At 56.5% G+C, this 13,472-nt stretch carries 12 protein-coding genes and 1 pseudogene; 8 read left to right on the forward strand and 5 right to left on the reverse strand.

All coding sequences use genetic code 11. From position 1 onward, the window contains the following. Positions 1-89: 89 nt before the first annotated feature. From LA04_RS23480 to LA04_RS09560, 5 genes and pseudogenes are all read left to right on the forward strand, one after another. Positions 90-219: pseudogene (locus tag LA04_RS23480) on the forward strand (YnfA family protein); the annotation flags it as partial. Between the two features lie 108 nt (positions 220-327). Then, positions 328-1,542: a D-mannonate dehydratase ManD gene (gene manD / locus LA04_RS09545; protein WP_047651354.1), complete on the forward strand. Its 1,215-nt coding sequence runs from the start codon at positions 328-330 to the stop codon at positions 1,540-1,542. 14 nt (positions 1,543-1,556) lie between these two features. Continuing rightward, positions 1,557-2,576: a Zn-dependent oxidoreductase gene (locus tag LA04_RS09550; protein ID WP_047651355.1), complete on the forward strand. Its 1,020-nt coding sequence runs from the start codon at positions 1,557-1,559 to the stop codon at positions 2,574-2,576. 73 nt (positions 2,577-2,649) lie between these two features. Beyond that, a complete protein-coding gene (locus LA04_RS09555) occupies positions 2,650-4,017 on the forward strand; it encodes an MFS transporter (RefSeq protein WP_047651356.1) in 1,368 nt (455 codons plus the stop codon). 219 nt (positions 4,018-4,236) lie between these two features. Further along, a complete protein-coding gene (locus tag LA04_RS09560) occupies positions 4,237-5,700 on the forward strand; it encodes a mannitol dehydrogenase family protein (RefSeq protein WP_047651357.1) in 1,464 nt (487 codons plus the stop codon). 43 nt (positions 5,701-5,743) lie between these two features. On the opposite strand, the gene ydfZ is transcribed toward LA04_RS09560, so the two are convergent. After that, on the reverse strand, positions 5,744-5,947 hold the full coding sequence (ydfZ, locus tag LA04_RS09565; protein ID WP_047651358.1) for a putative selenium delivery protein YdfZ: 204 nt from the start codon (positions 5,945-5,947) through the stop codon (positions 5,744-5,746). Positions 5,948-6,235: 288 nt separating this feature from the next. Between ydfZ and LA04_RS09570 the strand changes: the two genes are divergently transcribed. Next, positions 6,236-6,667 (forward strand): universal stress protein, encoded by a 432-nt coding sequence (locus LA04_RS09570; protein ID WP_047651359.1) that lies wholly within the window; start codon positions 6,236-6,238, stop codon positions 6,665-6,667. A 33-nt stretch (positions 6,668-6,700) separates the two neighbouring features. On the opposite strand, the gene LA04_RS09575 is transcribed toward LA04_RS09570, so the two are convergent. After that, positions 6,701-7,387: a GntR family transcriptional regulator gene (locus LA04_RS09575; protein WP_047651360.1), complete on the reverse strand. Its 687-nt coding sequence runs from the start codon at positions 7,385-7,387 to the stop codon at positions 6,701-6,703. 91 nt (positions 7,388-7,478) lie between these two features. Next, positions 7,479-8,225 carry a bifunctional NADP-dependent 3-hydroxy acid dehydrogenase/3-hydroxypropionate dehydrogenase YdfG gene (gene ydfG, locus LA04_RS09580; protein WP_047651361.1) on the reverse strand — a complete coding sequence of 249 codons (747 nt, stop codon included), beginning with the start codon at positions 8,223-8,225 and terminating at the stop codon, positions 7,479-7,481. A gap of 142 nt (positions 8,226-8,367) precedes the next feature. Here ydfG and dcp point away from each other — a divergent pair, with 142 nt between their 5' ends. Next, complete coding sequence (dcp, locus tag LA04_RS09585) at positions 8,368-10,401, forward strand: peptidyl-dipeptidase Dcp (RefSeq protein ID WP_047651362.1); 2,034 nt, start codon at positions 8,368-8,370, stop codon at positions 10,399-10,401. Positions 10,402-10,446: 45 nt separating this feature from the next. On the opposite strand, the gene uspF is transcribed toward dcp, so the two are convergent. Together uspF and LA04_RS09595 are read right to left on the reverse strand one after the other, a co-directional pair. Further along, positions 10,447-10,881, reverse strand: a complete 435-nt coding sequence (uspF, locus tag LA04_RS09590; RefSeq protein WP_047651363.1) for a universal stress protein UspF — start codon at positions 10,879-10,881, stop codon at positions 10,447-10,449. Positions 10,882-11,125: 244 nt separating this feature from the next. Beyond that, on the reverse strand, positions 11,126-11,797 hold the full coding sequence (locus LA04_RS09595; protein WP_033145409.1) for an MgtC family protein: 672 nt from the start codon (positions 11,795-11,797) through the stop codon (positions 11,126-11,128). 456 nt (positions 11,798-12,253) lie between these two features. Between LA04_RS09595 and LA04_RS09600 the strand changes: the two genes are divergently transcribed. Then, complete coding sequence (locus tag LA04_RS09600; protein WP_047651364.1) at positions 12,254-13,462, forward strand: MFS transporter; 1,209 nt, start codon at positions 12,254-12,256, stop codon at positions 13,460-13,462. Positions 13,463-13,472: the final 10 nt, after the last annotated feature.

The following is a 13,472-nucleotide window of genomic DNA, read 5'->3' on the forward strand; positions in this document are numbered from 1 at the left end:
AAAAGACGTCATACCTGCGGTGCAAGTATGGAAAAGTAAAGGATATCATCAGGTATGATGTCTAAATAAATCCTCACCTGACGTGAAATATGCTCAAAACGACGCTGCTTTTTTTTTGCCACCGCGCTAAGCAAAATCATCGGCTGCTTCCTGCCCTGGCTCTGGCTGAAGAAAGGGGGATCCGTATTGCTGCTCATCCCGGCAAGCGTCGCGCTGATCGCCCGGTTTTGTGATCGTTAGCCGATATTATGATCATCATACTTGTATGGTAGTAGTGTTAATGGGTAAATTTCCAGCATCACAACGAATGATGTAAGGAAAGGAATTATGAAGATTGTCGCGGCTGACGTGTTTGTTACCTGCCCGGGGCGGAACTTTGTCACCCTTAAAATCACCACCGACGAGGGGATTGTCGGCCTCGGTGACGCTACGCTGAACGGGCGTGAACTCTCCGTGGCTTCCTACCTGAAAGACCACCTCTGCCCGCAGCTGATTGGCCGCGATGCGCACCGTATCGAAGATATCTGGCAGTTCTTCTATAAGGGGGCCTACTGGCGTCGCGGCCCGGTCACCATGTCGGCGATCTCCGCCGTGGACATGGCGCTGTGGGACATCAAAGCCAAAGCGGCCAACATGCCGCTCTACCAGCTATTGGGCGGCGCATCCCGCGAAGGCGTGATGGTTTACTGCCACACGACCGGTCACACCATTGACGACGTGCTGGAAGACTACGCCCGCCATAAAGAGATGGGCTTTAAGGCGATCCGCGTCCAGTGCGGGGTGCCGGGCATGAAAACCACCTACGGCATGGCCAAAGGGAAGGGGCTTGCCTACGAGCCTGCGACCAAAGGCGACTGGCCGGAAGAGCAGCTCTGGTCCACCGAAAAATACCTCGATTTCACGCCAAAGCTGTTCGACGCGGTGCGCAGTAAATTTGGCTTCAATGAGCATCTCCTGCACGACATGCACCACCGCCTGACGCCCATCGAAGCGGCGCGCTTCGGCAAGAGCATTGAAGAATTCCGCATGTTCTGGATGGAAGATCCAACGCCTGCGGAAAACCAGGCCTGCTTCCGCCTGATCCGCCAGCATACCGTTACACCAATTGCCGTGGGCGAAGTGTTTAACAGCATCTGGGACTGCAAGCAGCTCATCGAAGAGCAGCTTATCGACTATATCCGCACCACCATTACCCACGCGGGCGGGATCACCGGAATGCGTCGCATCGCGGACTTCGCCTCGCTCTACCAGGTGCGCACCGGCTCGCACGGCCCGTCGGATCTCTCGCCGATATGCCACGCCGCCGCGCTGCATTTCGACCTGTGGGTGCCAAACTTTGGCGTCCAGGAATATATGGGCTATTCCGAACAGATGCTGGAAGTCTTCCCGCACAGCTGGCGCTTTGATAACGGCTATATGCATCCGGGCGACAGGCCGGGGCTGGGCATCGAGTTTGATGAAAAACTGGCAGCGAAGTATCCGTACGATCCGGCCTATCTGCCGGTGGCCCGTCTTGAGGACGGCACGCTGTGGAACTGGTAAACGAGGAGCGAACGATGAAAAGCGTAGTGATTCAACAGCCAAACGAACTGGTGATTGAAGAGCGGCCACTCCCGGCGCCAGGTGCAGGTGAAGTTCGCGTCAAAATCACGCTGGCGGGGATCTGCGGTTCGGATAGCCACATCTATCGCGGCCATAACCCGTTTGCGAAATATCCACGCACGATCGGCCACGAGTTTTTTGGCGTGATTGACGCCGTAGGCGAGGGTGTCGACAGTGCCCGTCTGGGCCAGCGCGTCTCGGTCGATCCGGTGATCAGCTGCGGACACTGCTATCCGTGTTCCGTCGGAAAGCCGAACGTCTGCACCTCGCTGGTGGTGCTGGGCGTACACCGCGACGGGGGCTTCAGCGAATATGCGGCGGTACCCGCTAAAAATGCCTGGACTATCCCCGATGACATTCCTGATAGACACGCCGTCATGGTGGAGCCTTTCACCATCGCCGCCAACGTGACGGGGCAGGCCAGCCCCACCGGGCAGGACGTCGCGCTGATTTACGGCGCAGGGCCGATGGGGCTGGTCACCGTGCAGGCGCTGAAGGGCGTCTATAAGGTGAAGCAGGTTATCGTGGTTGATCGCATCGACGAACGCCTGAAAATGGCCCAGCGCAGCGGCGCGGACTGGGTGTTGAATAACGGCGAGCAGTCGCTGCAGGCCGCGCTGGACGAACGGGGCATCAAACCGACGTTAATCATTGATGCCGCCTGTCATCCGGCGATTTTGCAGGAGGCGATTACCCTGGCCTCTCCGGCGGCGCGCATCGTGCTGATGGGCTTCTCCAGCGAGCCGAGCCAGATTGTCCAGCAGGGCATCACCGGCAAAGAGCTGGCGATCTTCTCCTCGCGCCTCAATGCCAATAAATTCCCGGTCGTCATCGACTGGCTGAAAAAAGGGCTGATCGACCCGGAAAAACTGATCACTCATGCCTTTGACTATCACCATGTAACAGACGCCATTGAACTGTTTGAGAAAGACCAGCGGCAGTGCTGCAAAGTCTTGCTCACGTTCGGGAAATAAACCTTTACGCGGTTAAGAGCCTGCGCAGACAGGCTCTATGTGGTACGCATCTTACCCTTCAGAGATAGCCATTATGACGCAAGCACAACCTCAAAGAACCACCTCCGATCTGGTGAAAGCCGCCGTTTCCGGCTGGCTGGGCACCGCCCTGGAGTTTATGGACTTTCAGCTTTACTCGCTGGGGGCTGCCCTGGTCTTTCACGAGATCTTCTTCCCTGAACAGTCAGCCGCGATGGCGCTAATCCTCGCGATGGGAACCTACGGCGCAGGCTATATCGCACGCATTGTCGGTGCCTTTATCTTTGGAAGGATGGGCGACAGCATCGGTCGTAAGAAGGTGCTGTTTATCACCATCACCATGATGGGGATCTGCACCACGCTGATTGGCGTCCTGCCGACCTACGCGCAGATCGGGATTTTTGCTCCCGTTCTGCTGGTGACGCTGCGCATCATTCAGGGTCTGGGGGCCGGGGCTGAGATCTCGGGGGCCGGGACCATGCTGGCGGAGTACGCGCCAAAAGGGAAACGCGGCATCATCTCTTCGCTGGTGGCGATGGGCACAAACTGCGGGACGCTGAGCGCCACGGCGATCTGGGCGGTGATGTTCTTTGCCCTCGACCGTGAAGAGCTGATTGCCTGGGGCTGGCGCGTGCCGTTCCTCGCCAGCGTGGTGGTGATGATTTTCGCCATCTGGCTGCGTATGAACCTCAAGGAGAGCCCGGTCTTTGAGAAAGTGAACGATGCCCAAACCGTACAGCCGGACACCTCGCTCGGTTCAATGGTGAAAAGTAAATCCTTCTGGCTGGCGACCGGCCTGCGGTTTGGTCAGGCAGGCAACTCGGGTTTGATCCAGACGTTCCTCGCCGGATATCTGGTCCAGACGCTGCTGTTCGATAAAGCCATCCCTACCGATGCGCTGATGATAAGCTCCATTCTCGGGTTTATCTCCATTCCGGTGCTGGGCTGGCTTTCCGATAAAGTAGGGCGCCGTCTGCCGTACATTATCCTCAATATCTCCGCCATTCTTCTCGCGTACCCGATGCTGTCGATTATTGTCGATAAGAGCTATGCGCCGGGGACAATTATGCTCTCTATCATCGTTATCCATAACTTCGCCGTGCTGGGGCTGTTTGCGCTGGAAAATATCACCATGGCGGAGATGTTTGGCTCGCGAAATCGCTTTACCCGCATGGCTATCTCGAAAGAGGCGGGCGGCCTGGTGGCGGTGGGCTTTGGTCCGGTACTGGCGGGGATCTTCTGCAATATGACCGGCTCCTGGTGGCCGATTGTCGCCATGCTGGTGGCTTATTCCGCGATTGGGCTGGTCTCGGCTGTCCTGATGCCGGAAGTGCGCGACCGTGATTTGAGCGCGGCGCACGACGCCGCGGAGTCCGCGCCGGAAGAGAGCGTGGGCTACGGCGCGCTCTCATCGCGACGCTAATGGTTCATAACTTAAGTGACCTGTCACATAACTTTATCTTTATGTCAGACCACATGAGCAAAAGTTAATATAAATCAAAATCTCAAACGGCAGTATCAGTATGGTTGATGGCAGTTATTTTTTACCCCAACTGCCATTCTAGTTGGTGTAGTCAGCGGGCGCTGTCGCTTCTGAAGAAGTGGCAGCGATCCACGGCTTTCTAATTAACGAGTCTTAATCATGGAAAACACCTTATTACAGGCCAACGCGACGCTGCCTCAGTACGATCGCGACAGCCTTAAAGCACGCATTGTACATTTAGGCTTCGGCGCATTTCACCGCGCGCATCAGGCGGTGTATGCCGACATCCTCGCGGCTGAGCACGGCAGCGACTGGGGCTACTGTGAGGTTAACCTGATTGGCGGCGAGCAGCAGATTGCCGATCTTAACGCGCAGAATAACCTCTACACCGTGGCGGAAATGTCTGCCGACGCATGGACATCCCGCGTGGTTGGCGTGGTCAAAAAAGCGCTGCATGCTCAGGTCGACGGGCTGGAGAGCGTGCTGGCGGCGATGTGCGAACCGCAGGTGGCGATTGTCTCGCTGACCATCACCGAGAAGGGGTACTGCCACTCGCCGGCGACCGGCCAACTGATGCTCGATCACCCTTTTATCGTCGCCGACCTGCAAAACCCGCACCAGCCGAAATCCGCGCCGGGCGTGGTGGTGGAAGCGCTGGCGCGTCGCAAAGCGGCGGGTCTGCCGGCGTTTAGCGTGATGTCCTGCGACAACATGCCGGAGAACGGCCACGTGATGCGCAATGTGACCTGCGCGTACGCCCGGGCGGTAGACGGTGAGCTAGCGGACTGGATCGAGGCTAACGTCACCTTCCCGTCAACCATGGTGGACCGCATCGTGCCGGCGGTTACGGCCGATACGCTGGATAAAATTGAGCAGCTGACCGGCGTGCGAGACCCGGCGGCAGTAGCCTGTGAACCGTTCCGCCAGTGGGTGATCGAAGATAACTTTGTGGCAGGACGTCCTGAGTGGGAAAAAGCCGGTGCCGAGCTGGTGTCAGACGTGATCCCGTTTGAAGAGATGAAGCTGCGCATGCTCAACGGCAGCCACTCGTTCCTGGCGTACCTGGGCTATCTGGCCGGATACCAGCATATCAACGACTGTATGGAAGATGAGAACTACCGCCTCGCCGCGCACGCGCTGATGCTCAACGAGCAGGCGCCCACGCTGAAAGTGAAGGGCGTTGATTTAGCTCGGTATGCCGATCTCCTGATTGCCCGCTACAGCAACCCGGCCCTGCGCCATCGGACATGGCAAATCGCGATGGACGGCAGCCAGAAGCTCCCGCAGCGTATGCTGGACTCCGTGCGCTGGCACCTGTTGCACCAGAAACCTTTCCCACTGCTGGCGCTGGGCGTGGCAGGGTGGATGCGTTATGTCGGCGGCGTTGACGAACAGGGTAACGCCATTGACGTGAGCGATCCACAGCTGGCGGTGATTCAGGCGGCGGTGAACGGAAGTGCGGAAGGGGAAAGTCGGGTTAACGCGCTGCTCGGCATTGAAGCCATATTTGGTAACGAGTTACCGCAGGAGCCACGCTTTGTGGCTGCGGTGATGGCCGCGTACCGGTCGTTGCTGCAACAGGGGGCGAAAGCGACCGTGGCGCAGTACGCGTCCCAACGGTAATTCAGCACATGCCGCCGTGCGCGGCGGCATGTCTGCGCACAGCTTAGTGCAACCCAAGGCGAATCAGCTCAATCGGCTCGAACTTACCTTCGCATCCTTCCACTTCAACCGTTTTGCTGCGGCGTACCTGCGCGGCATCCAGCCCGTCGCTGTGGATCGCTTTAATCACGCCGGTTTTACCCGTGCCGCTAATCATGACGCGGCTGCCGGTGGTGATTGCATTGCGGTTACGGTCGTATGTCATCATGGTATTTTCTCCTCTCTAACCTGTTCGTTACGGCGCTATTTCGGGTTTTGCCGTTCACGGGGCATATAAATACGCCTGTCCGCACTTCATGTTTTTGTTTTTGATCAAACTCACACTTTTTTCTTTATTCCGTCGGGCGCTGACGGTTCAGGACGGTAATTTACAAAGTGGACCGTTATTTTCATTAATTGATAGTTTCGACAGGGAAGCGTTGAGGGTTGGTTTATATTCCTGATGTCATCCTGTGTGCAGGAAATAACCCTTTCATCGGAATAAGGAGTCAGGCTTATGTATAAGAACATTTTGATGCCTGTAGACGTGTTTGAAATGGATTTGAGCGACAAGGCGGTCCGCCACGCGGCAAACCTTGCGAAGGCTGAGGGCGCGTCGATTACCCTGGTCAACATTCTGCCAGCCAGCAGCCGGTCTCTGCTGCGCGGTTTCAACGCCGATATTAAAAAGTTTGAAGAGTATATGACCGCAGAATCCGGCAAGAAAATGAACGAGTTAAAAAGACTGTTCGATATCGCCTCTGAGAATATTCACAGCATGGTGCGTTTTGGCAACGTCCGCGATGAAATTATCAAGCTGAGCAAGGAGGGGGAATATGATGCGATTGTCATCGGGTCGAAAAATCCGAGCATCTCCACCCATCTGCTGGGTTCAAATGCGGAATCTATTCTGCGCTACGCCACGATCCCGGTGTTAGTCGTTCGCTAATCACGCCGCCGCACCCGAAAGGGGCGGCGCATATTACTCTTCGCTAAACCACTCGCTATTTTCCTGACGAATAAGCTGCACGGATTCGCTAATTTCCTGCAGATGCAGCGTCATCGCTTTTTCCACGCCGTCCGCATCGCGTTTTTCCAGCGCGCTGAAAATATCATGATGCTGTCGGAGCAGCATTTCCGGCGGGGAGACGTGATCGAGGCTCATGTAGCGCACGCGGTCAATGGTGGCCTTGATGTTCTCGATGGTGTCCCAGGCCAGTTGGCAATCCGCGATCTGCGCCAGCTTCTGGTGGAATTCATCGTCAAGCTGGAAGAAATCATTGAGCTGCTTACGGTCAATGGCAATGCGCTGCTGATGCAGGTTCTGCTCAAGCTGGTAACACTGGTTGTCGTTGATAAGCGTTGCGGCACGGCGCGCCACCGCGCACTCAATGGCCTGGCGAACGAAACAGCCGTTGCGTACCTGAGAGAGTGAAATTTTGTTCACGTAGCTGCCGCGCTGCGGGCGGATCTGAATCAGTCCGTTCTCGGCAAGCTTAATAAACGCTTCACGCACCGGCTGACGGGAAACGTCAAAACGCACGGAGACCTCTTTTTCAGAAAGCGGCGTTCCCGGTGGGATCAGGCAATGGACAATATCACGTCGCAAAATGCGATAGATTTGCTGGTTAACGGGCTGGGTGGGATTGAGTTGCGATTCAGCGGCCATGAGTTGTCATTTCTCAGAGAGTTAGCCTGAACATACTACCATTCTTTTATAACCCGAAACAGACCCGGCCCGCAGGCCGGGAAGGGCAGATTTAGCCTCGATGGACGCTAAGTCCGGCATAACTCTGGCTGACTGGCATCATTTCCACGGTATTGATGTTGACGTGTTTTGGCAGCGTCGCCACCCACCAGACCGTTTCGGTCACATCTTCCGGCGTCAGCGCGTTCGCATTTTCGTAGGTTTTGCCCGCTTTCGCGTCATCGCCTTTGAAGCGCACGTTGGAAAACTCGGTGCCGCCCACCAGGCCCGGCTCGATATCGGTGACGCGAATGGCGGTGCCGTGCAGATCGGTACGCAGGTTAAGGCTAAACTGGCGCACAAACGCTTTCGTCGCGCCGTAGACGTTACCGCCCGCGTAAGGCCAGCTTCCGGCGGTGGAGCCGATGTTGATAATGTGGCCGCGGTTGCGCTCAACCATGCCCGGCAGCACCGCGCGGGTCATATAGACCAGCCCTTTGTTATTGGTGTCGATCATGTTTTCCCAGTCTTCAACGCTGGCTTTGTGGGCGGGCTCCATGCCCAGCGCCAGACCGGCATTGTTGACCAGCACGTCGATGGCGCGCCACTCGGCGGGCAGGTTGGCAATCATCTCTTCAATGGCCGCGCGGTTACGCACGTCCAGCTGCGCGGTCAGGATGCTGTCGCCTAATTCGTCCTTCAGCTCCTGCAGGCGCTCCTGACGACGGCCCGTGGCAATAACCTTGTGCCCGTTGGCGACGAAGCGACGCGTGATGCTTTCACCAAAACCTGCCGTTGCCCCGGTAACTAAAATAATCATCTCACTGTTCCTCAACGCTTTTTGTGTTGTACTAACATAGCACGGCCGCAGAGGGTGCGTTAAGGCAACATTTGTATGACGGCGTTGCAGGGGATGGCGGCCTGGCCTACTCTGGGAGGATACCCGTACTCAGGAGCGAAAGATGACGGCCACGAATCCCTTTTTTGACATCAGCCTGCTGCCTTACCAGGCCCCCCATTTTGATGAAATTAACGATAGCCACTATCGCCCGGCCTTCGATGAAGCGCTTCGCCAGAAGCGGGCGGACATTGACGCCATTGTGTCTCAAACCGCTGCGCCGGACTTCACCAACACCGTGCTGGCGCTGGAGAAAAGCGGCGCCATGCTTTCGCGCGTCAGCAGCGTATTCTTCGCCATGACCTCCGCACACACCAATGCGTACCTGCAGGAGCTTGAGGAGCAGTTTTCCACCGAGCTTGCCGCGCTGGCAAACGACATCTGGCTGAATGACACACTTTTCGCCCGCGTGGAGAGCGTCTGGCAGGACCGTGCCGCGCTGGACGCCGAATCCCGTCGGCTGGTCGAGGAGACATATCAGCGGTTTATTCTGGCCGGGGCGCGTCTCAATGAAACGGAAAAAGCCGAGCTGAAGGCGCTGAATACCGAGGCGGCGACCCTGACCAGCCAGTTCAATCAGCGTCTGCTGGCTGCCGATAAGACGGGTGGGCTGGTGGTGGATTACGCGCACCAGCTTGATGGGCTCAGCGCCAGCGAGATCGCCGACGCGGCGCAGGCTGCCGCGGAGCGAGGGCTAAAAGATCGCTGGCTGATCCCGCTTCTGAACACGACCCAGCAGCCGGCGCTTTCCGCGCTGCGTAATCGTCAGACCCGCGAAAACCTGTTCAAAGCAGGCTGGACGCGCACCCAGAAAGGGGATGAAAACGACACTCGCGCGCTGATCCTCCGCCTAACGGCGCTGCGCGCCCGGCAGGCCCGCCTGCTGGGCTTTGACGATTACGCCAGCTGGAGTATCGCCGACCAGATGGCGAAAACCCCGGACGCCGCTCTGGAATTTATGCGCGGCATTGTGCCCGCTGCCCGCGCCCGGGCAGAGCGCGAGCAGACCGATATTCAGAAAGTCATTGATGACGAGCAGGGCGGTTTCACCGTGCAGGCCTGGGACTGGGCCTTTTATGCCGAGCGCGTGCGTCAGGCAAAATATGCCCTCGATGAATCGCAAATCAAACCCTATTTTGCGCTCAATACCGTATTGCACGATGGCGTATTCTGGGCCGCCAGCCAGCTGTTTGGCATTCGCTTTGTGGAGCGCTTCGATATCCCGGTGTATCACCCGGACGTCCGCGTCTGGGAAATTTTCGACCACACCGGTGAGGGCATGGCGCTATTTTACGGCGACTTCTTTGCCCGCGATTCCAAGCAGGGCGGGGCCTGGATGGGGAATTTCGTCGAGCAATCCTTCGAGCTTGCTGCCCGTCCGGTGATCTACAACGTCTGTAACTACCAAAAACCGGCTAACGGCGGCGTCGCGCTTCTCTCCTGGGATGACGTGATAACCCTGTTCCACGAGTTCGGCCATACGCTGCACGGTCTCTTTGCCAGCCAGCGTTTCGCCACCCTTTCCGGGACCAATACGCCGCGTGATTTCGTTGAGTTCCCGTCGCAAATCAACGAGCACTGGGCCAGCCATCCACAGGTGTTTACCCATTATGCGCGCCATTACGAAACCGGTGAACCGATGCCGGACGCGCTGCGGGAAAGCATGCTCAACGCGACCCACTTCAACAAGGGTTATGACATGACGGAGCTGCTGGCTGCCGCGCTGCTGGACATGAACTGGCACGGGATCAGCGAAGCCGTTTCGAGCGTGGACGCGTTTGAAACGGCAGCACTGAAAAAAGAGGGGCTGGATCTGCCCGCCGTACCGCCGCGCTATCGCAGCAGCTATTTTGCCCATATTTTCGGCGGCGGCTACGCGGCGGGATATTACGCCTACCTGTGGACGCAAATGCTGGCGGACGATGGCTATCAGTGGTTTGTTGAACAGGGCGGCCTGACTCGTGAAAACGGACAGAAATTCCGCGAGGGGATTTTGTCCCGTGGTAACAGCACGGATCTGGCTGAACTGTATCGCAGCTGGCGCGGGCACGATCCGAAGATCGAACCGATGCTGGAAAATCGCGGATTGAGCGAATAGAGCCCTTTGGGCAGAAAACAGAACCGGGCGTGAAGCCCGGTTTTTTTATCTTACAACCAGCACAGGGCATTTCGCATGCCGCACCACTGCCGCAGCGTTCGAACCCAACAGATACGTCGATATGTCAGGTTTGTGGGAAGCGATAATAATGAGGTCGGCATCGATCGTGTCAGCGAGCTTAAGGATTTGATCCTTTGGAGATCCCGTCACGGCGTGAGTCTGTATCTTGTCGGGAGGAATTTTGAATTGCTTAACGATTTCTTCCAGCTTCTCTAAGGCCACGTGCTGGAATTCTTTCAGCTTCGGCATTTCTACCGAGTAGGCCAAACCTAATGATGAATAATACGGAAGCGATGGAATGACAGTAAGAAAGTGAACTTTAGCTGTGTTAAGTGCTGTATGTGCCTGAACGAAGGGGATAACCATGTGCGTCAGGCTATCCTCCGAAATGTCAATTGGAACCAAAATTGAGTTATACATTTGTCCCTCCTGAGTGTTTTTCACACAACTCAGGGTAGACCGTTAATTTCAGGAAAACAGAGAGCAAGCTGTCATAACAGGGACAAATTTCGGTTATGTGATAGGCGTTCAGTCGAACCGGCCTGTGAACTCATTAACGTGGCGTGACAACGAACAGGGGGATTCGGGGATGAATCTCTCCGCGTCACGGTCCGTTTTCTGCAAAAGCCAAAGCCTCAACCGGGCGCAAGGCCCGGTACCTTGTTCATATTGCGTGGCAGCTGACGGACGCGATAATTTTATTTCCGCCCATATTACCCATAATCAGATCGAGTAATTTTCGGTATTCCTCCCGGGTCATCACCTCCGCGCGAATTTCAGTTTTACCTTCTGCTTGCGCCGTTGCCGAATAAATCGCTTTCAGACTTAACGTCAATTCTTTCGCCATATTTACGACGCTCTGCCGCACCGCATCTTCATGCTCATCATTGCAGGTGATTTTAAGTACATAGCATTTTTCGCCTTCATGGAGCACGGGCAGCTGATTAATTCGCTGCGCGGCTTCGCGAAGCAATATGTTGGCGCAGAGAATAATTAGGCTGGCCATCGCGGCATTCCAGAACTGGCCTAATCCGCAGAGCACGCCAATTCCGGCCGAGCACCACAGCGTCGCGGCGGTGTTCAAACCTCGAATATTCATTCCTTCACGCATAATGACGCCAGCACCAAGAAAGCCTATGCCGGAGACGATCTGCGCTGCGATACGCCCCGGGCTATCAGGAGAAGTCGATACCGAACTTAAAATGAACACTGCCGCACCCGTAGCAACCAGTGCATTGGTACGAAGTCCGGCCATACGCTGGCGCCACTGTCTTTCCGCGCCAATAATTGCGCCCAGCAGCATCGCTGCGAGCAGATGAGAGATATAAGGGAACATCAGCCTGTCGCCTGTTAACGTTATTAAATAATAAGCGTCAGTGCTTTGCCAAGCACATCATAACGCCGTTTAAATGCTAAACGTGTCAGGAAGACGGTGGCGGAAAGAGTGAATGTGTAAACATGAACATGCGATGCCCCACAAAATGAGTGGTTTTACTATTTCGGGATACAATCGCTTAAAGAGGATTGCTGCCCACCGTTTCAGGTAAGCAGCGGGGAAATCGCGCTAGCTTACCTTCGTATCGACTATAAAATAACTTTCCAACGAAGGACTCCTGTGAAAATTTATTGCCAGTATAGTCAGGGTCGATAATGAGTAAAGCGAAAAAACAGCCTCCGTTATGAATTGTTTAAGTTCGGGAGACATATTTTTTAAGACGTCATCTGATTTTCAAAAATACCCGCTATACTACATTTCCTTTTTTACAGGCGATAACAGACAAAGGCAGGAAGTATGTCTCTTCGTTCGCTGCGGGCATTGTGCCTGACAAGTTTTTTCATCGCGGATGTCCGCGATGGCCTCGGTCCTTTTCTCGGTATTTTTCTGACCGAGCGCCACTGGGCTCCCGATGATATCGGCATCCTGATGACGGCCGGTGGGCTGGCGGGATTACTGGCCACGCTGCCGGCGGGATTCATCACCGACACCTCGCGCAGCAAGCGGACCGTGCTGGCGCTGGTGTGCCTGCTCATCACTCTTAGCACGCTCCTGCTCTGGTTTAGCCAGCAGAGCGCTGTTGTCGCCGTTTCGCAAATTGTCTCCGGTATCTGCGCGGCGTTTGTCGGGCCGCTGATCGCCGGTATTACCCTGGGGCTGACCGGCCAGAGCGGATTCAGCGCGCAGATGGGCAAAAATGAGGCGTTCAATCACGGCGGCAACTTTGTTACCGCACTGATTGCAGGGGGCATTGCCTGGTACTGGGGCGTCGGCGGGATTTTCCTGCTGATGACCTGTACGACGCTGTTAACGCTCTGCGCGCTGCTTGCCATCCGCAACGAGGATATCGATAACGACGCGGCGAGGGGGCTCTCTTCCTCAGCGAGCCTGCCGGTTCCCGGCTTTGCCGTGCTGATTAAAAACCGGGCGCTGTTTGTGACCGGACTGACGCTGCTGCTGTTTCACCTGGCGAACGCCGCGCTGTTGCCGATGCTGAGCATGAGGGTGGCCGCTGCGCCCGCCTCGATCAACCCCGGTTTGTACGCGGCGGGCACCGTTATCATCTCTCAGGCCGTGATGATCCCCGTCGCCATCTGGGTCGCCCACCGAATAGACCGCTACGGCTACTGGCGCTTGATTATGCTGGCACTGCTGGTGATGCCGGTGCGCGCCGCGCTGGCGGCGTCTACGGACGCGCCGCTCATGATGATCCCGGTACAAATTCTCGACGGGCTGGCCGCAGGGATCCTGGGGGTTGTGGTTCCGTCGTTTATCGTGGTGCTGTTGCGCGGGAGCGGGCACGTCAATGCCGGGCAGAGCGTGGTGATGCTGATGCAGGGGATTGGGGCATCCATGAGTCCGGCGTTAACCGGCACGATTGCGGGTCATTACTCATTTGCCACGGCATTCAGTGTCCTGAGCGCGATTGCGCTGGTGGCCGTCCTGCTCTGGTGGTGCTTTGCGCACCGGAGCTGGGAAACAGACAGTACGCCGGGTGGGGCATAGCCGCCACCCG

It is taken from the genome of Enterobacter sp. UCD-UG_FMILLET (genome assembly GCF_000762975.1).
GTDB lineage: Bacteria > Pseudomonadota > Gammaproteobacteria > Enterobacterales > Enterobacteriaceae > Enterobacter > Enterobacter dykesii.

Excerpts from the sequence above, each read along its gene's own strand:
- LA04_RS09560 (WP_047651357.1), top strand. The coding sequence starts at position 4,237 with ATGGAAAACACCTTATTACAGGCCAACGCGACGCTGCCTCAGTACGAT.
- LA04_RS09550 (WP_047651355.1), top strand. The coding sequence starts at position 1,557 with ATGAAAAGCGTAGTGATTCAACAGCCAAACGAACTGGTGATTGAAGAG.
- LA04_RS09555 (WP_047651356.1), top strand. The coding sequence starts at position 2,650 with ATGACGCAAGCACAACCTCAAAGAACCACCTCCGATCTGGTGAAAGCC.
- LA04_RS09595 (WP_033145409.1), bottom strand. The coding sequence starts at position 11,797 with ATGTTCCCTTATATCTCTCATCTGCTCGCAGCGATGCTGCTGGGCGCA.
- dcp (WP_047651362.1), top strand. The coding sequence starts at position 8,368 with ATGACGGCCACGAATCCCTTTTTTGACATCAGCCTGCTGCCTTACCAG.
- ydfG (WP_047651361.1), bottom strand. The coding sequence starts at position 8,225 with ATGATTATTTTAGTTACCGGGGCAACGGCAGGTTTTGGTGAAAGCATC.
- LA04_RS09575 (WP_047651360.1), bottom strand. The coding sequence starts at position 7,387 with ATGGCCGCTGAATCGCAACTCAATCCCACCCAGCCCGTTAACCAGCAA.
- LA04_RS09570 (WP_047651359.1), top strand. The coding sequence starts at position 6,236 with ATGTATAAGAACATTTTGATGCCTGTAGACGTGTTTGAAATGGATTTG.
- LA04_RS09600 (WP_047651364.1), top strand. The coding sequence starts at position 12,254 with ATGTCTCTTCGTTCGCTGCGGGCATTGTGCCTGACAAGTTTTTTCATC.
- ydfZ (WP_047651358.1), bottom strand. The coding sequence starts at position 5,947 with ATGATGACATACGACCGTAACCGCAATGCAATCACCACCGGCAGCCGC.
- manD (WP_047651354.1), top strand. The coding sequence starts at position 328 with ATGAAGATTGTCGCGGCTGACGTGTTTGTTACCTGCCCGGGGCGGAAC.
- uspF (WP_047651363.1), bottom strand. The coding sequence starts at position 10,881 with ATGTATAACTCAATTTTGGTTCCAATTGACATTTCGGAGGATAGCCTG.